We start from the raw sequence: 19,263 nt of genomic DNA on the forward strand, positions 1-19,263 counted from the left end.
ACGGCGAGGCCGCTGCTTAACACGTGCTGGCGTTAAAGATCGCCTTCAGTTTTTCGTGGTCCAGGATGCGGATGTTTTTCTGTTTAACTTCAATAATGCCATCGTCGCTAAACTTGGAGAAGGTACGGCTCACGGTTTCCAGTTTCATGCCCAGGTAGCTGCCGATTTCTTCACGTGTCATGCGTAAAATCAATTCGCTTTTCGAGTAGCCACGGGCGTGCAAACGTTGCAGCAAATTGAGCAGGAAAGCCGCCAGCCGCTCTTCGGCACGCATATTGGCCAGCAACATCATGACGCCATTCTCGCGCACAATCTCGCGGCTCATGATTTTGTGCACATGGCGTTGCAGCATAGGGATTTCACGTGACAGGTCTTCAACGTGGTTAAACGGCATCACGCAGACTTCGGCATCTTCCAGCGCAATGGCGTTGCAATTGTGCTTGTCACTGACAATACCATCCAGCCCCATGATTTCCCCCGCCATCTGGAAGCCGGTGACTTGTTCGCGGCCATCTTCAGATACTACACAGGTCTTAAAGAAGCCGGTACGGATTGCATACAAAGTGGTAAACGGGTCGCCACTGCTGAACAGGTGACCACCTTGCTTCACTTTTTTGCGGGTGGCGACCATGCCATCCAATTTGCTCATCTCGTCCGTGCTTAAACCTATGGGCAGGCACAGCTCGCGCAGGTTGCAGTTAGAGCAGGCGACCTTGAAGCTGGATTCGGCTTGCATGGGGGAGGTCCTTGGCAGTCGTTGATCTTGCGACTGATTATACGCTTCATGCGCATTGATTTCATGTGTGGCGATTTCATCTGCTGCAATGGCATTTAACATGATGCTTTTTACTCTTCCCTATTATAGTGAGTTGCATTATGCACGCGTCACGCATCGGACTATTTGATATGCATCAAGAAGTCATGGTTTGCTTTATGGCAAAGTGGCTGTCAATGACTTTGGGGACGCGATGTCTCACTCGTGCCGACAGGAAAGAATTTGCTAGATACCATGAAACAACCGTTGATGATTACTCAAGAGCACATCGAACGCTATGATGTTTCGGGGCCGCGTTATACCTCTTACCCCACGGCAGACCGCTTTGTCGAGGCGTTTGATGCAGCGGCCTATGTCAAGGCGGCAGAGCAACGCAATATCAGCAACTGGACGCAACCGCTGTCTGTTTATGTGCATATCCCGTTTTGTGCCTCCCTGTGTTTTTATTGTGCCTGCAATAAAATCGTTACCAAGCGTTATGAGCAGGGCGCCATTTACCTCAACTACCTGCAACGCGAACTCAATCTGCACCTGAACAAGTTTTCTCAAGCGCAGGCGGTGAACCAATTGCACCTGGGCGGCGGTACGCCGACCTTTCTCAATGATGACGAGTTAACCAGCCTGGTCGACATGCTGAAAAAAGCCTTTGTGTTTAACCAAGAGGGTGAATACTCCATCGAAATCGATCCACGCACGGTGAACCAGCAGCGCTTGCAGCATCTGCGTACCCTGGGCTTTAACCGCCTGAGTTTTGGTGTGCAAGACTTTGACGCTGAGGTACAGCAGGCCGTGCATAGAGTGCAGTCTTATGCGCAAGTGGAAACGCTGATGCAACAGGCGCGCGAGATGGGGTATCAGTCGATTAATGCTGATTTGATCTATGGCTTGCCCAAACAAACCCCAGCGACGTTTCGCGAGACGATTAACAAAATAACGACCTTGCGCCCGGACCGCATTGCTTTATATGGCTATGCGCATTTGCCATCAAGATTCAAACCGCAACGACGTATTTTGCAAGATGAGTTACCCAATGCGGTCGATAAGATTCAAATGCTGTCGGAGGCAATTCAGCAATTAATGCAGGCAGGTTATGTGTATATTGGTATGGACCACTTCGCCTTACCTGATGATTCGCTCGCCATCGCCAAACAGCAGGGCAGGCTGCACCGTAATTTCCAGGGTTACAGCACCATGGCTGACCAGGACATCCTGGCGCTGGGTGTGTCTGCCATTGGTAAAATGGGCGCGACTTATAGCCAGAATGCCAAAACGCTGGAAGAGTATTACGACTTTCTCGACCAGGGCCAGTTGCCGATTGTGCGTGGATTGGCACTCAGCCGCGATGACCTGATCCGGCGTGCGGTAATTATGGCGATCATGTGCCATGGCGAGCTCAGCTATGAGTCGATCGAGCTTTCCTATATGGTGAATTTCAGGGATTACTTTAAGTCGGAGATTCAACAGCTGGCAGATAAACAGAAGCAAGGCCTGGTGGTGCTGGAGGACGATGGCTTGAAAGTGACTGAAATGGGCTGGTACTTTGTGCGTGCCATCGCCATGGTGTTTGACCGCTATTTGCAGCACGATGCCAATCGTGCAAGGTTCTCCAAAATCCTTTAAACTCTCGGCATGTTAGCCAGCTTACTCCTGACCGCCTTTGTCATGGGGCTGGCAGGCGGCCCGCATTGCATTGCCATGTGTGGTGCAGCTTGCGGCGCCATGCAGTCTTCTCCTCAAACCACCAGCCAGTTTCGTTCGATTCCGCTACGCGTCATCAAGACCATTCCCTGGAGTTTCTACCTGGGGCGCATGCTGGGTTACGGCATGTTGGGCGCGATTGCGGCAGAAACCCTGCGTGGCCTGGCCTGGCTATCTAACCAGAGTCATGTGTTCCAGCCCTTGTGGACGTTCTCTCATACGCTGATTTTTGCCTGGGGCGTGTTATTGCTGGTCACCGGTCAACAGCCACAATGGGCTGTGCAGCGGGCACAGCAGGTCTGGGCGTGGATTAAGCAGCGCACCGAACATGCCAAATTCGGCTATTTGCTCACGGGCATGATCTGGGCCTTGTTGCCGTGTGGTTTGCTCTATTCAGCGGTGATGCTGGCCTCGTTGCAATCGCAATGGTTACAAGGGGCATTGGTCATGATGGCCTTTGCCTGTGGTTCAGCTACCGTACTGGCGCTGGCACCTATCGTATGGCGCGCCAGCCAGCAATCCATGCCCGGCTGGTTTAAAGAGTCGACAGGGATGCGCCTGAGTGGCGTATTGCTCATCGCCCTCAGCGTAGTCGCTTTATGGATGGACGTCATGCATCATGATAAATTGTGGTGCCAATTGCTCTAAACATTGCTTTTATTGCCTGCGCCCTGTAACTTTCAATTGTTAATTTAAATTAACAATTGGGGGCGTTATGCTTGGGCCAACGCGATATCTACTGTTTATTTTCTTGTCCTTATGGGTTGCGCACAGCTATGCACAACCGCCTGCCATTTTGCTGGCGCAGATTTACCATGACGATATCCAGGTGCAGGAATACCTGGTCAGTGAAAAACTGGATGGCATCCGTGCCATCTGGGATGGCCAGCAATTCACCAGCCGCCAGGGTCATCCTATTCATGTGCCAGCCTGGTTTACCCAAGACTTTCCGCCACGGCCACTGGATGGCGAATTATGGATAGGCCGTGGTCAATTCGAGACGCTTTCATCCACGGTCAGACAAACGCAACCAAGTGATGCTGCCTGGCGGCAAGTTGCCTATTATGTGTTTGAGTTGCCAGACGCCAGCGGTGATTTCGCCCACAGAGCGCAGACAATTGTGCAAATTGCCCGGCAAGCACACAGTCCTTATCTTAAAAGCATGCCGCAGTTCCGGATTAAAGACCGGCAAGTGCTTAAAAGAACGCTGGATCACATTGTGGCCCAGCGTGGCGAAGGCCTGATGCTGCACCGCGCTGACGCGCCATATCTCACAGGCCGTAGCCATGTCTTGCTCAAGCTCAAGCCACAACTTGATGCCGAAGCCAAAGTGATCGCCTATGTGCCCGGTAAAGGCAAATACCAAGGTAAAATGGGCGCGTTACTGGTAGAAACCCCGGCAGGTATCCAATTTAAACTGGGCACCGGATTCAGCGACGCCGAGCGTGCGCATCCGCCGCCCATCGGCTGCCAGGTTACTTATACTTACCGTGATGTGACCAAAACAGGTAAACCCAAATTTGCCAGTTTTTTGCGCATACGCCCCTCTGAATAGTTAAAGGAAATCATATGAAGTGGTTCGCAGGATTATTAAGTTGCTGGATGGCAGCAAACGCTTACGCGCTTGATTTAAGCGGTGTTTACGCCTGCACGGGCGATGATGCGCATGAAGGAAAGTACACGGGTACAGTGACCATGAAATTACGTCCGGAACATAGCAAAGGCGCCGATGCCAGTTATGACTTCCAGCTCGAAGTGCCTGATTATGGCGTTTATAAAGGCCACGCTGCGGCGCATGGCATGCATGCCGCTATGCATTTTGCCTTGCCAACAGAGAATGGCGAATATGGTGGCAAGACGCATGATTATGGCACGGGCATTGCCGAGTTTAAGAAAAATGCCAAAGGGCAGTTGAGCTTCAGGAAGTTTTATTTTGAACCTGGGTTTAAGGGTGGGAATACAGGGGTGGAGGAGTGTGTTAGAAAGTAATTCTTAGATTTCTTTGCCATACTTGATTGCGTATTCGTTACTCTTTCATTTTTCTACTTCGATATTGATAACCTATTGACGTCATTCTGGCGTAGGGTGGGCATTGATGCCCACGCGGTTGTGGTTGTTTGTAAGGTTGCCTTTCGCTTTTTCAGCGAGTTACTTTTCTTTGCTTGCACAAAGCGAAGACTATTCTATGATCGATCTATTTCGCCTTTACGGCGACCATTCTTTCTTATGCTTGTCCATAAGAAAGAAGGCAAAGAACAAGACACCCCAACTTCCGCTTATTTCCTGCGCTACTCGGCTTGCCGGGCAACGCAAGGGAGCCGTCAGGCCGTGATGGCTGGGTGTCTTCCTCTTTGGTTACTTTCTGGGGGACAAGCACCAGAAAGTGACTCGCCAACAAGGCGAAAAACAACGTATCAAGCAAGACAAACTTAAGCTATATGTAAGCTGCGAGAATGCATGTCATTTCGCCTGCCATGTTAAAATCTCCTCCCTATGACTGCCGTCTCTCCCACACAACTCATCAGCCAACTCGAAAAACAACTTGCCCAGTGCATGCTGGCAGATCGCTTTCCGTTTAAACGCCGTTTGCAGCAGTTGCGCGATGCCTTGAAACAAAACAAGCCGGTTGATAAAGCGCTGGTTGATATTGCCCATAAAGTCCAAGCATCCCAGCAGCGTTTGCAAGCCAGATTAGCTGCATTACCCAAGCCACAATATCCTGAAGAGTTGCCCGTTAGCGGCAAAAAAGACGAGATTGCAGCGGCGATTGCCAAGCATCAGGTGGTGATTGTCTGTGGTGAAACAGGCTCTGGTAAAACGACGCAGTTACCCAAGATTTGCCTGGAGTTGGGCCGTGGTGTCAGTGGCTTGATTGGCCACACGCAGCCGAGGCGAATTGCCGCGCGGTCGGTGGCGTCACGTATTGCGCAGGAGTTGAATAGCCCGGTGGGTGAAGCTGTGGGTTACAAGGTGCGCTTTAATGACAAGTTGTCCGAGAGTAGCTATGTCAAACTGATGACGGACGGCATTCTGTTGGCGGAGACGCAAAGCGATAAATTCCTCAATGGCTATGACACCATCATTATTGATGAGGCGCATGAGCGCAGCCTGAATATTGATTTCCTGTTGGGTTATCTCAAGCAGCTGTTACCAAAACGGCCGGATTTGAAAATCATCGTCACCTCGGCGACGATTGATGCGGATCGATTCTCTAACCATTTCAATGGTGCGCCGGTGATTGAAGTGTCTGGCCGCACTTATCCTGTTGAAATCCGTTACCGCCCACTGGGCAATAAAACCACGATGGTGGCAGTTGAGGTGCCGGTGGACGACGGGCTGGACGATATAGACCGTTTTGCGCAGGACCTGATGGGCATCAAGCGTAAGCCACCGCGAACAGAAACACGCTGGTTGGAAGAAGATGACGAAGAAGAGGTGATGGAGGATGCCATCCTCGATACGGCTGAGGATTTGTTGCGGTTAGGTGATGGCGATATTCTGGTGTTCCTGCCCGGTGAGCGCGAAATCCGTGACACCGCAGATCATTTGCGTAAATACCAGGGCCGTTCGCCCAAGTTGAAATCGATTGAGATTTTGCCGCTGTTTGCGCGGCTGAGTATTGAAGACCAGCAAAAGATTTTCCGCCCAGGTGGTCAGCGCCGCATCGTGCTAGCGACCAACGTGGCAGAGACGTCGCTGACGGTGCCAGGCATTAAGTATGTGATTGATGCCGGTTTGGCGCGCGTGAACCGCTACAGCCCCCGCGCCAAGGTGGAGCAGTTGCAGATTGAGAAGATCTCACAGGCGGCCGCCAAGCAGCGGGCAGGGCGTTGCGGCCGCGTGTCTAACGGTATCTGTGTGCGCTTGTACTCAGAAGAAGATTTTAACCAGCGTCCAGCATTTACCGACCCGGAAATTTTGCGTAGCTCGCTCGCCAGCGTGATTTTGCGCATGGCCGATTTGCGCTTGGGCGATGTGGCCGAGTTCCCGTTTATTGAGGCGCCTTCATCACGGCTGATCAGTGACGGTTATCAATTGCTGCAGGAGCTGGGCGCGGTGACCGAGCGTCGAGAAATCACCGAGCTGGGCCGCCAGATGGCGCGCTTGCCGCTGGACCCGCGCGTGGCGCGCATGATTATTGCGGCGAAAAAAGAAGGCTGTTTGCGCGAAATCCTGATTATTGCCAGCGTCCTGAGCATGCAGGATCCGCGCGAGCGCCCCATGGACAAGCGCGAAGCGGCAGATAGTGCCCATGCCAAGTTCAAAGCCGATGATTCCGACTTTATGAGTTATCTCAAGCTGTGGGAGTGGTATGAGCAGGCGTTAAAAACCAAAAAATCCAACCGCGATTTGCTCAACCAGTGCCATCAAAACTTCCTGTCCTTTTTGCGCCTGAAAGAGTGGCGCGAGTTGCATGCGCAGTTGCTGGATATGGTCGAAGAAATGGACTTTAAACGCAGTGATAAGGAAGCCAGTTATGAGCAAGTACATCGCGCATTGCTATCCGGTTTGCTGGGCAATATCGGCTTTAAGGATGGCGACAGTGAGACCTATGCTGGCGCGCGCGGTATCCGTTTTACCATAGCGCCGGGCTCAGCCCTGAAGAAGAATCGTCCTAAATGGGTGATGGCGGCCGAGCTGGTGGATACCACCAAGTTGTATGCGCGCGTCGTTGCAAAAATTGACCCGGATTGGATAGAGCCGATTGCCAATGAAGGCGGTAGCCGTGACCTGACGCAAAGCGACTATACCGACCCGCGCTGGGATAGAAAAACCGCACAAGTGGTGGCGTGGGAGCGCGTGAGTTTATATGGGCTGACCATAGTACCGAAGCGCCGTGTGCATTACGGGCCGATCAATCCGACCGAAGCGCGTGAGATTTTTATCCGCGAAGCGTTGGCGAATATGGAATTCGATACGCGCGCGCCATTTTTTGAAGCGAATCGCCGCTTGATCGCCGAAGTTGAGGCCTTGGAGCACAAGGCGCGCCGCCAGGATGTGTTGGTGGATGAGTACCAGTTGTTTGTGTTTTACGACAAAGTGGTGCCACAGATTGCGGAGCCTGGTCATCAACAGCCTTACCGCATTTATAACGGTGCCGCGTTTGAAAAATGGCGCCAGGATGCGGAAAAAGTAAATCCAAAAGTGCTGCATCTCACGCGCGAGTCACTGATGCGCCATGGTGCCAGTGCGATTACCGAGGTGCAATTCCCCGAGCAAATGACCATCGATGGCGAGACGGTGCCGCTCAAATACCGTTTTGAGCCAGGCCATGTGCTGGATGGTGTGACAGCGACGATTCCGTTAGCTTTGCTGAACCAGCTGGATGCCACGGTGACCGAGTGGCTGGTGCCTGGCATGGTGCGCGACAAGGTGACCGCGCTGATTAAAGCCTTGCCCAAGACCCTGCGCCGCGTCTGTGTGCCAGTGCCGGAATTTGTGACCGGCTTTCTAGAAGCGAAAAATGCGCAGCAGTCATTGTTGCCCGCACTGGCTGAGTTTATTCAACACAAGACCGGACTCAAGTTGAAGCCGGAAGAGTTTGACCTGGCTGGCCTGGATCCGCATCATTTAATGAATTTTAGCGTCGTCGACGAAAAAGGCCGTGAATTGGGCATGGGCCGGGACTGGCACCTGCTTAAAAAACAACTGGGCTCGGCGGCACAACTGACATTCCGGACAGGTTCGCCCGGCATTGAAAAATCTGGCCTCAAACAATGGGATTTTGGCGATTTGCCGCAAACGCTCACCTTTAGCAAAGATGGCCGCCAGCTGACAGGCTACCCTGGTCTTGAAGACAATAGCGATAGCATCGCCATCAAGCTGTTTGATACACCAGAAGCGGCAGCGGTTTCGCACCGCAAAGGCGTGTGTCGCCTCATGCGTTTTGAGCTGAAAGAGCAAATCAAGCAACTGGAAAAAGGCCTGCCGGGCTTTAACCAGTATGCCTTGTTGTTACGCGCCATCATGAACCCGGATCAGTTACGCGAAGATATGCTGCAAGCGATTGCCGACCGTGCGTTTATTGCCGAGGATGACTTGCCGCGCACCAATGCTGCTTTTATGCAACTCAAGGCACGGGCCCGCACGCGCTTGCCTGCCGTGACCGAGGCATTAACGCGACAGGCGCAACTGATTGCCAACGAATATCAGGTATTAGCGGCGTTGTTGCAGAAAATGACGCCGGTGACGCAGAAAATCAAACGCGAGTGCGAGCAGCAGTTACAAAGTTTGCTTTACCATGGCTTTTTCAGCCAGACGCCGTGGGAACAATTACCGCATCTGCCGCGCTACCTTAAGGCGATTAAAATGCGCATTGATAAATATCCCACCAGTATCGAACGCGATGGCCGCCATGCGCAGGCACTGGTACAACTAGAGCAGCGCTGGCAGCAAAAGGTCGAGCAGTTGCGCAAGGCGCATTTGCCTGTAACGAGCCAGTTACAAGACTTTACGTGGCAGTTGCAAGAGTTACGTGTATCATTATTTGCGCAGGAATTAAGGACGCCTTATCCTGTCTCAATCAAACGTCTTGAAAAACTCTGGCTAGAAATACAATCGTGATGCGTGACGTCCGCTATTTTTAATTCATTCAGTTGATGCAGCCTTCTCCTTTTGAACCCTTTAGTACGCCAAACTGGCTAAAGCCCAAGCAACGCGATCGTGTGTTGCATATTCCGGCACGCCTGATGTGGGCAGTACTGCTGTCGTTGCTGTTTCATGCGATTCTGTTCTGGGGATTTTTGCTCGACTTGCTCAAACCACTCGAAGAGCCTGCGCAAGAGCCGTTGAATATTGTGCTGGATCTTGGGGTGCCTGCGCCTAAAACACCTAAAGTGTCGCCACCGCCAGAAATGCCACCGGAGCCACCGCCTCAGCCGCAGCCAAGGCCTAAACAACAGCCCAAGGCTGAGCCAAAATTACCGAAAAAAGTCATTCAATCACAACGGCCAGATAGCCCGTTCAAATTGCCTGAGCCCAAGCCACAGAACCGGCCTGAGCCAACACCGCCTGTGCCACCGCCGCCGGTGGAGGATTTCTCGAGTATGATCAAACGCAGGCAGTCGGACCGTAATTCGGACGAAATGGCTGCCAAGCAGATCAACGATGCCGCCGCTGCCGCTGAGCGTGGCCCGTCAGAAGACGAGCGCCGTACCAAAAACATCATGAACAACCTCAAGTTTGGCACTAACGGTTTGTTCCAGATTCGTCGCATGGACCCGTTTACTGCCACCTTCAGCTTTAAGGGCTGGGTCAATGACTATACCTCGGCCAATACGCAGTATTACGATGTTGAAGCACGCAATGGCGAGGATATTCGCCTGGTGATGATGCGCCGTATGATTGCGATTATCCGCGAACACTACAACGGTGATTTTGACTGGATATCCAACCGCCTGGGACGTACGGTATCACTGTCTGCACGCCCTGCAGACAATGCGTTCCTCGAAGACTTCTTGATGAAGGAATTCTTCGGGCCCAATTATAAAAACCTGGATGTGTACGGGCGCTAGCCAGGCGCAACGATGATGCCAGGTGATTTCGATCATCCGCTGTTGACGAAACGGCCCTCCTGGCAAAGCTATTTAGTCTTGATGGCTAGCCTGGCCTTGGTTTCAGGCATGGGCGTGTATTATTTTGCTGCACTGGGTGTGGCCGTTATTACGCTGCTGTACCTGTTGTGTGTGCTGTGGGCGGCTTATTTCCTGCGCTTTTCCCACGCCTTGCTGACAGCGGTCGTCGCTGTTTTACTCATCAATTACTTTTTTATCGAGCCGCGTTATACCTTTGGGATCGCCAGCCTGCAATCCTGGCTGATGTTATCGGTGTTTGCGGTGCTGGCGCTGATGGTGAGCCGTGCCATGCAGCAACTCAAGCAACAAAGGCAACAGGCACAACAGGCGGCCTTACAGTCACGTTTTTTCCAGTCATTGGCCGAGTTGCTGGCCATGCAGTCCAGTGTTGAGGGTTTGTTGCAAGCTGCCTGCCAGCATGTGCAAGACGTGTTTGGTTGGCAGGTTAGCGTGGTGCAGTTGTCCGATGCCAATGCACTAACATATTTGGCGGGTGCGCCGGTGGCGACCCTTGAAGCCTCAAGTGTGCAATGGGCGCTGGATTACCAGCGTGCAATTGGTGCGGGTACCGCAGACTGGCCTGAACTGGGTGCCTGCCTGTTGCCGTTTGGTATTCCGCAACGCGAAGTGCTGGTGGTGGCGAGCCATGCAGCATCTGACCTACATTTTCTACGCTTGCTGACCCACCAGTGCGCGCAAGCGACCATTAAATTGCGCCAGCAAATTGCGCTGGCGCAAGCTGCGCGCGATGCCAGTGAAGCCAATTTCAAAAAGACGCTGCTAACCGCCTTGTCGCATGATATGCGCACGCCGCTGACTGCTATCCTTGGCGCAGCCAATGTGCTGGCAGATACACAGATTGTGCTGGCGCCAGCGCAGTCTGCACAATTGCTGCATAGCATACAAGCCGAAGCCAGCTATCTGACGCAGGCTACAGAGAATATCCTGACCCTGGTGAAGTTAGAGGCGGGTGCTAGCAGCTTGCACCTGGACTGGGAATCACCACAGGAAATCATGCAGCATGTCGCACAGCGCTATTTACAACGCACGCCAGCGGTGTTGTTGCAAGTGACATTGCCAGCGGCCGATTTACAGCAAGAAATACTGTTTAAAGCAGATGCGGTATTGGTGGCGCATGCGCTGGCCAACCTGATTGATAACGCCTTGCAATGGCGCGAGCCGGGCACCGCCATTGAAATCGCCATGCATATTGCATCATCTTCGTTGGCATTGACTGTGCGTAATCAGGGGCCGGGTTTCCCCCCAGGCTTTGTGATTTCCGCGTTTGAGTCACCAAAGCCTGCCGCCGCAGGCACGCGTGGTTTTGGGCTGGGTTTATCCATTGTGGATACTGTGATGCAACTGCATGGCGGTCAAGTACAGATAGGCACCAGCGCCGACCAGCGCACTGAAGTGCGCCTGCTGTTCCCCTTTGTATATGCCGCAGACTTGATCAAGGCCGACGCATGAGCCAGCAGGCAACCTTGTTATTGGTAGAAGACGACCCAGGCGTGTACCAGTTTCTGTTACCTGCATTGTCTGCGCACGGCTATCGCTTGCAACATGCGCGGGACCTCGCGCAAGCGCGTGAGGCCAGCGGATTTGCCCTGGTTATTCTCGACCTGGGGTTGCCGGACGGGCAGGGCGAGCAATTTATCCCGTATCTGCGCAGTTATTCTGATGTCCCCATTCTGGTGTTATCTGCCCGCCAGGATGAGCTGGATAAAGTGCATTGCCTGAACCTGGGCGCAGATGACTACCTGATGAAACCATTTGGCTTGCAGGAGCTGTTGGCGAGGATACAGGTGGCCTTGCGCCGCACGGCCATGATGCAGATGCGTGATCACGTTTATCAGCATCAGTCATTAGTGATTAACCGTGCCAGCGGCCTGGTGACAAAGCATGGCGAGCAATTGCATTTGAGCCCGATTGAACATGCCTTGCTGATGTTACTGGCCAGCAAGCCCGGCACCATTTTTACCCATAGCCAATTGCTGGCCCAAGTGTGGGGGCCGGATTATATCGACGACACACATTACCTGCGTATCCATATTGGCCGTTTACGCGCCAAGCTCGAAGACCAACCCTCTGCACCGCAAATCTTACTCACCGAGCTGGGTATAGGCTACCGCCTCGCCTAGCCCTTAAATATTTGTTTATGCGATTGATATATCGTTAGCTTCACACTGCCTCCATCAATCAACCATAAGGGGATGTGATGGACAATCTTTCCATACGAAAAAGCAGTTTGGCAGCACTCGCACTCGGGGCGATAGGCGTCGTGTACGGCGATATCGGCACCAGCCCGCTCTATACCGTACAAGTCATTTTCAGCGAAAGCACTGGCGTGCCACTCAACGAGGCCAATATTTTGGGCGCGATCTCGTCTATTTTCTGGCTGCTGATGTTTGTGGTGACGTTTAAATATGTGCTGCTGGTGTTACGCGCGCACAACAAAGGCGAGGGCGGTGTGATGGCCTTGCTGTCACTGGCGGTGTCCAGTTTGCGGCCGCAAGATAAGCGCACTGGTGGTTTGTTATTACTGGGCGTGCTCGGTGCCGCCTTGTTTTATGGTGATAGCGTGCTCACGCCCGCCATTTCCGTGCTATCTGCGGTCGAAGGTCTGCAAGTGGCTTCTCCTGCGCTGGCCGAACAGATTCTGCCGATTACGATCGGTATCCTGATCAGCCTGTTCTGGTTTCAGCGGCATGGCACACATGCCGTTGGCCGATTTTTTGGCCCGATTGTGATCGTCTGGTTTCTGGCGCTGGCGGCGATAGGCGTGTGGCAAATTGCACAAGCGCCACAAGTGGTGCAGGCACTCAATCCGCAATATGCCTGGCAGTTCTTACAGGCGCGTGGTGCTGGCGTATTTATTGCCATCGGCGCGATATTGCTGGCGGTGACCGGTGCCGAGGCGCTGTATGCCGACATGGGCCACTTTGGTCGCCGTGCGATACAGCTGGCCTGGCTGGGGCTGGTGTTCCCCTGTTTGGCGTTAAATTACCTGGGGCAGGGCGCGTTGTTGCTGCAACATCCTGAGGCGGTCAGCAATCCGTTCTATTTATCGTTCCCGCAACCTTTGCTCATCCCTGCCGTGATTCTGGCCACACTGGCGACCATTATTGCGTCGCAAGCGGTGATTTCCGGCGCATTCTCCATGACGCGCCAGGCAATTCAATTAGGCTTTTTGCCGCGCATGCGCATTATCCATACCTCTGCCAGCGAGTCCGGCCAGATTTATATCCCAGCTGTGAATTGGGCGTTGTTGCTGGCAGTGATCATCGTCTGTCTGGCGTTCCAAAGCTCGTCGGCCCTGGCATCTGCCTATGGGATTGCCGTCACCGGCACCATGTTCATCACGACTGTTTTGCTGTTTGTCGTCATGCGTCATCGCTGGCAGTTTCCGGCCTGGTTGGCCTGGCTGGTGACCGGCGCCTTGGGCGTGGTGGATGCCGTATTGTTTAGCTCAGCCTCCATGAAGTTTTTGCAGGGTGGCTGGTTTCCGATTGCGTTGAGCATACTGCTGATTGTGCTGATGACGACCTGGAAAAAAGGCCGCTATACACTGCTGAATAGCATGGCTGAGACAGATCCCAAACTGGCGCCATTGCTCGCCACGATCGCCAACAGCACACTGCCACAGGTGCAGAGAACGGCGGTGTATATGGTATCTAACCTCGACACAGTGCCACAGGCCTTGATGCATAACCTCAAGCATAACCAGGTGCTGCATCAGCGTAACTTGTTTGTGAATGTGTCGTTTGAAGACGTGCCATTTATGAATACCGCTGAACGTGTCACTACCAAACGCCTGGCCGATGGTTTTTGGCAAGTGCAATTGCGCTACGGTTTTATGCAGCATGCCGATATTCCGCAAGCCTTATTGCAACTGGAGTTAGATGGACAAAAACTGGATCCGTTTACCAATTCCTACTTCCTGAGCCGCGATATCATCGTGCCAGATGTCGGTGGCGCCATGCCACGCTGGCGTGATCAGTTGTTTTCCGTGATGTCACGCAATGCCAGCAGCGCGGTAGAGTACTTTAATATTCCGGCCAACAGCGTCATTGAACTGGGCAGCCGGGTGCAACTATAACCCTGTCTTCGCTGAAAAATAAAACCCGCCTATGTGCGGGTTTTATTTTTGGACCAGGCATGATGACTAGTAGTCGTGTGTACCAGTTCTGGCCGGTTGATAGCTTGCCGTGCCGTATGATGAGCCGCCAGCCGTATCAAGCAAACGATACTGGCTGACAGTGCTTTGCAGCGTTTCTGCCTGGTTCAGCAGCGACATCGCCGCAGCGGCTGCTTCTTCAACCAGCGCTGCATTCTGTTGCGTCACTTCGTCCATCTGTGACACTGCCAGGTTGATTTGCTCAATGCCGCTGCTTTGTTCAACAGAGGCGGCGGTAATTTCACCAATCAGCTGTGAAAACTTGCTGATCACGCTGACAAGTTCTTCCATCGTGCCACTGGCCTGCTCCACAAACTGTGAGCCGTTGGCCACTTTTTCGGCAGAGTCGTTAATCAACACCTTGATTTCCTTGGCAGCGCTGGCAGAGCGTTGTGCCAGGTTGCGCACTTCGCTGGCCACCACGGCAAAGCCACGGCCTTGTTCACCAGCACGCGCTGCTTCTACCGCAGCATTCAACGCCAGGATGTTAGTCTGGAAGGCAATACCGTCAATCACCGAAATAATCTCTTCAATACGTGCCGAGCTTTCGGTAATTTCACTCATGGTCGCCACTACTTTGCCAAACACTTCACCGCCTTTGGTGGCAATGTCGTTGGCCTGGTCGGTCATGCCATGCGCCAGTTTGGCATTTTCGGCATTGTTTTTCACATTGGTGGCAATTTGCTCCATGCTGGACGCAGTTTCCTCCAGTGAGCTGGCTTGTTCTTCGGTGCGCTCAGACAAGTGATTATTGCCCAGTGAGATTTCTGACGCGGCCGAATTAATCGTTTCGCCCGCGACTTGTATCGCCGACAAAATGCCGTTCATGGTATCGACAATTTCGTTAACACCTTCACACAACTGCTTGATTTCGCCTTGCTTGTTATCTGTGGCTATGCGCTGAGTCAGGTCATGTGCCTTGGTGGCGGCAACCACATCTGCCGTCTCGTGCACCGCCTGCTTCATGGCCAGTGCTTCAGCCACTTTGGCGCTGATGTCTGTGGCATATTTCACCACTTTAAACGGCTTGCCTTCGTCATTAAAAATCGGGTTGTAGCTAGCTTGCAGCCAGATTTCCTTGCCGCCTTTGCCGACGCGCTGGTATTGACCTTCATCTGCGTCGCCACGGCCTAATTTATCCCAAAACTGTTTGTATTCAGCGCTATTTTTATAGGCCGTTTCGACAAACATGCTGTGATGTTGGCCAACGATGTCCTTAGGGCTATAGCCGGTGACAGCCGCAAAGTTATCATTGACGGCAGTGACTTTGCCGGTGAGGTCAAATTCAATCACGCCCATCACTTTGCTAATGGCGCTGATCTGGCCTGCAAAGTCAGCGTTCCTGAGTTTTTCGGCGGTGATGTCGGTAGCATATTTCACTACTTTGAACGGTTTGCCTTCGTCATCAAAAATAGGGTTATAGCTGGCTTGCAACCAGATTTCCTTGTTCGCCTTGCCTACGCGCTTGTACTGACCTTCGTCAGGTTCGCCACGGCCCAATTTATCCCAAAATTTCTTGTAGTCAGGGCTGTTTTTATAAGCAGTTTCAACAAACATTGAGTGGTGTTGTCCGATGATTTCCTGCTTGCTATAACCAGTGACCGCCGCAAAGTTATCATTAACGTCGGTGATCTTGCCCGTGAGGTCAAATTCAATCACGCCCATCACTTTACTGATGGCGCTGATCTGCCCTGCAAAATCCGCATTTCTGCGCTTTTCAGAAGTAATGTCGGTGGCATATTTGACGATTTTGAACGGTTTGCCCTCATCATCAAAAATCGGGTTGTAGCTGGCTTGTAACCAGATTTCCCGGCCACCTTTGCCTACACGTTTATATTGTCCTTCATCGGCGATGCCCTGGCCCAGTTTATCCCAAAACTGTTGATAGGCCAGACTGTTCTTATAAGCGGCTTCGACAAACATCTGGTGATGCTGGCCGATGATTTCCTGCTTGCTGTAACCAGTGACCGCCGCAAAGTTGTCATTGACGTCTGTGATCTTGCCCGTGAGGTCAAATTCAATCACGCCCATCACTTTGCTAATGGCGCTGATTTGCCCGGCAGAGTCTGCGTTTCTGCGTTTGTCAGCCGTGATATCGGTCGCATATTTCACAATTTTGAATGCTTTACCGCTGGCATCAAGAATCGGGTTATAACTGGCTTGCAACCAGACCTCTTTGCCTCCTTTACCTACGCGCTTGTATTGGCCTTCATCAGGTTCGCCCCGGCCCAGTTTGGCCCAAAAGTCTTTGTATGCTGCGCTTTGCTTATGTGCCGCATCGACAAACATGCTGTGATGCTGGCCAACGATTTCCTGCTTGCTGTAACCGGTGACGGCTGCGAAGTTATCATTGACTGAAATAATTTTGCCCGTGAGGTCAAACTCAATCACCCCCATGACTTTGCTAATGGCCTGTATTTGCCCTAGCAGGTCGGTGTGAGGCTGAGATTGTGCGGGTGAAGAAGTTTTCTTGAATGTATTCAGTAGTGCCAGGCGCATGGTTTTTCTCCGGGTACTGCAACAATTAAATAGGTATCGCGACAATTATCTTTCTGCATTAAACCAACATTGTCGCCAATATAATTGACGAAAGAACACAGTGTTTTGCGGTCATTTCTTAATAAAGCGGCCATACTTGGCTTTTTATTGCGAAATTGGTTGTTTACAGCCAGTGCATCGGCAATAAAAAACCCGCCAATGGCGGGTTTTTTATAAATGAGATGACCTAGTGGTCGCTGCCATGCCCGGCAATTTTGTCCATCCAGGCAAACAACACCCCGGTGATAATAAAGGTCAGGTGGATACCCACCAGCCACGCCATTTGCTCGGTGCTGAACGAAGCCGTGCCTGAGCTCTGGTGCACAAAGGCTTTAAGCAGGTCAATGGCAGAAATGGCGACGATAGAACCAATCAGCTTGAGCTTCAGGCCAGAGTAATCGACTTTACCCATCCACTCCGGGCGGTCTTCGCTATCTGCCGTGTCGATGCGCGACACAAAGTTTTCATAGCCACTGAAAATCACCATAATCAGCAAATTACCAACCAGGGTAATATCTACCAGCGCCAGCAATGAAAGCACGGTTTCCTGCTCTGAGAAGGAAGCTAAATGCGAGACAATATGAAAAAACTCCTGGCCAAACTTCACCAGCAAAATAAACAAGCCACCCACCAGGCCGAGATACATCGGCGCCATTAACCAGCGGCTTTGGAAAATCCAGCCCTCTAAAATCTTTTCTAAATAACGTCCCATACAAACTCCAAATTAAAACACTGTGCTACTGCACATATCACTATTTTCCAGCATCAGTATGCTGACCTACTATGACGCCGCCATGATTGCAGCGTTCATTTCAAGCGCAACGATGATTCATGCTTACTAGAATTGAGTGAGCATCTCGCGCACAGCTTCCTCATCAATCCCTTTGCCAATAATCACAATCCGGCTAATCGGTTCTTCTTCGTCCCACCCCTCAAGCAGCGTAGGCGGGTAGGGCGTGAAATGCACCGCGTGTATCGCCAATGGCGCAGGCGCATCTTCCACGTGCAAAATGCCTTTTAAACGCAGCAATTTTTCACCGTGCGTCTGGCACAGCTTGAGAATCACGCCTTTAAAGTCAGACCACGTCATTGGCTTGGGCAAGTAGACGGTAAATGTGTTCACATCATCATGCGCAGGTGCTTTGGGCAAAGTGCCTTTCTTGCCCGCGCTAAAACCGCTGGCGGGTGCGCGTAACCAGCGTTGCGGATTCGCCTGCTTGCTGGCGAAGTCAAACAACCCGACATCAATAATCTGCATTGGGTCGATTTCGCCATGCAACACAAACTGCTGCGTCGCATTCGGGTTAAGCTCGTTTAGCTTGGCCTGCAACGCGCTGATCTGCTCAGGCGTCGCCGTGTCAGACTTGGTAATCAGCAATACATCGGCTACGGCAGCTTGCTTAAGCGCCTCTTTCTGCGTTTCAATCTGCTGCAAACCATAAGCCGCATCAATCGTCACCACGACTGCGTCTAAGCGGTAAACCGATTCAATTACAGGCTCATTCATCAGGTTGGCTAAAATCGGGCCAGGGTCAGCCATGCCTGTGGTTTCAATCACCAGGCGGTTAAATTCCGGCACCGCTTGCAAACTGCGTTTAAAAAACAAATCGCGCATGGTGTCGGCCAACTCGTTTTTGAGCGAGCAGCACAAACAGCCAGAGCTCAGCAACACCGTGTTGTCGGCAATATGCTCGCTCTCGATGGTTTGCGAAATCTGGCTATTGGCAAAAATCTGGTCCAAGCCTGCTTCGCCGAGCTCATTGATGATCACGGCGGTGTCTTTCATCGCCGGGTTATGCAGAAGCTTGTTGAGCAGGGTGGTTTTACCGCTGCCCAAAAAACCAGTGAGCAGCGTGACGGGGATACGTTTATCCATATAAATTCTAATAAAACGAGTGTGGCGGTATTTTAACGCGGATGATTGTTGGGATTGCTTAATGTTGCAATCTATATGGCGACTTCATTAACAATCACAAGAGATAAGTAGTGATAAGAGTCACAATTATCAGAGGTTTTTTAATTTTGATTACCGTTCAGCATAATTAGATTCTATTGAGCCATTCTTGAAACCACTCCTCTTTAGCTACATTTTCTAAATCAGAATCATTTTGAATATGTACCTTTGAAGGCAGATTGTCAGTTTCTTTGCACAACTCTAACCAGTATTTACAACCATTGAAATCCTTTAGTATGGATTTAATGCAGGCAATATTATAAGAACATACACCGGCGGTAATGCTTTCGCCTTTTTCGAGAGTAACTAATGCTTCATTTAGTATTTCCTCTGTAATGCCAGTGTTTTGAAGTCTTGCTTTATCAAGCAGAGCCGTTCCCAATTTGTCATAAAGATTAGATTTTTCAGGACTAAGCTTAATAGCATGTTTGATTTTACTGATTGCTTGACTCACTAGCTCTTCTGCATCTTGAATCGCCACTAATTTACTAGACACCTTTAAGCCGTAATAATGGCAATAAAAGAAAGGTGCAGTATGAGTGGTAAA

The 19,263-nt window shown here is 51.7% G+C and carries 14 protein-coding genes; 9 read left to right on the top strand and 5 right to left on the bottom strand.

What is annotated here, in order from left to right:
• Positions 1-16: 16 nt before the first annotated feature.
• Positions 17-838 (bottom strand): fumarate/nitrate reduction transcriptional regulator Fnr, encoded by an 822-nt coding sequence (gene fnr / locus ACIDE9_RS02250; protein WP_228519727.1) that lies wholly within the window; start codon positions 836-838, stop codon positions 17-19.
• Between the two features lie 171 nt (positions 839-1,009).
• On the opposite strand from fnr, the gene hemN reads away from it, so the two are divergent.
• From hemN to ACIDE9_RS02295, 9 genes are all read left to right on the top strand, one after another.
• Positions 1,010-2,395 carry an oxygen-independent coproporphyrinogen III oxidase gene (hemN, locus tag ACIDE9_RS02255; RefSeq protein ID WP_411992360.1) on the top strand — a complete coding sequence of 462 codons (1,386 nt, stop codon included), beginning with the start codon at positions 1,010-1,012 and terminating at the stop codon, positions 2,393-2,395.
• A gap of 9 nt (positions 2,396-2,404) precedes the next feature.
• Positions 2,405-3,121, top strand: a complete 717-nt coding sequence (locus tag ACIDE9_RS02260; RefSeq protein WP_411992362.1) for a sulfite exporter TauE/SafE family protein — start codon at positions 2,405-2,407, stop codon at positions 3,119-3,121.
• Between the two features lie 103 nt (positions 3,122-3,224).
• Complete coding sequence (locus ACIDE9_RS02265) at positions 3,225-4,028, top strand: DNA ligase (RefSeq protein WP_411992364.1); 804 nt, start codon at positions 3,225-3,227, stop codon at positions 4,026-4,028.
• A gap of 14 nt (positions 4,029-4,042) precedes the next feature.
• On the top strand, positions 4,043-4,462 hold the full coding sequence (locus ACIDE9_RS02270; RefSeq protein ID WP_411992366.1) for a hypothetical protein: 420 nt from the start codon (positions 4,043-4,045) through the stop codon (positions 4,460-4,462).
• Positions 4,463-5,026: 564 nt separating this feature from the next.
• Positions 5,027-9,037 carry an ATP-dependent RNA helicase HrpA gene (gene hrpA / locus ACIDE9_RS02275; RefSeq protein ID WP_411992407.1) on the top strand — a complete coding sequence of 1,337 codons (4,011 nt, stop codon included), beginning with the start codon at positions 5,027-5,029 and terminating at the stop codon, positions 9,035-9,037.
• Positions 9,038-9,072: 35 nt separating this feature from the next.
• Positions 9,073-9,987 (top strand): hypothetical protein, encoded by a 915-nt coding sequence (locus ACIDE9_RS02280; protein ID WP_411992368.1) that lies wholly within the window; start codon positions 9,073-9,075, stop codon positions 9,985-9,987.
• A gap of 12 nt (positions 9,988-9,999) precedes the next feature.
• Positions 10,000-11,517 (top strand): DUF4118 domain-containing protein, encoded by a 1,518-nt coding sequence (locus ACIDE9_RS02285; protein WP_411992370.1) that lies wholly within the window; start codon positions 10,000-10,002, stop codon positions 11,515-11,517.
• Complete coding sequence (locus ACIDE9_RS02290) at positions 11,514-12,188, top strand: winged helix-turn-helix domain-containing protein (protein ID WP_411992371.1); 675 nt, start codon at positions 11,514-11,516, stop codon at positions 12,186-12,188. Before ACIDE9_RS02285 ends, ACIDE9_RS02290 begins: the two co-directional genes overlap by 4 nt.
• A gap of 77 nt (positions 12,189-12,265) precedes the next feature.
• Entirely contained in the window at positions 12,266-14,146 is a 1,881-nt protein-coding gene (locus tag ACIDE9_RS02295; protein WP_411992373.1) for a potassium transporter Kup, read from the top strand.
• Positions 14,147-14,212: 66 nt separating this feature from the next.
• Here the strand turns inward: ACIDE9_RS02295 and ACIDE9_RS02300 are convergent, their stop codons facing one another.
• The 4 genes from ACIDE9_RS02300 to ACIDE9_RS02315 form a co-directional block, all read right to left on the bottom strand.
• Positions 14,213-16,723 carry a PAS domain S-box protein gene (locus tag ACIDE9_RS02300; protein ID WP_411992375.1) on the bottom strand — a complete coding sequence of 837 codons (2,511 nt, stop codon included), beginning with the start codon at positions 16,721-16,723 and terminating at the stop codon, positions 14,213-14,215.
• Between the two features lie 226 nt (positions 16,724-16,949).
• Positions 16,950-17,474: a TIGR00645 family protein gene (locus tag ACIDE9_RS02305; protein WP_411992377.1), complete on the bottom strand. Its 525-nt coding sequence runs from the start codon at positions 17,472-17,474 to the stop codon at positions 16,950-16,952.
• 126 nt (positions 17,475-17,600) lie between these two features.
• Entirely contained in the window at positions 17,601-18,638 is a 1,038-nt protein-coding gene (locus ACIDE9_RS02310; protein WP_411992379.1) for a CobW family GTP-binding protein, read from the bottom strand.
• A gap of 166 nt (positions 18,639-18,804) precedes the next feature.
• Positions 18,805-19,263 (bottom strand): hypothetical protein (locus ACIDE9_RS02315; RefSeq protein ID WP_411992381.1); only part of this gene is annotated, 459 nt, incomplete at its 5' end.

The sequence above is a fragment of the Methylophilus sp. 'Pure River' genome (assembly GCF_046765995.1).
Classification (GTDB): Bacteria; Pseudomonadota; Gammaproteobacteria; order Burkholderiales; family Methylophilaceae; genus Methylophilus.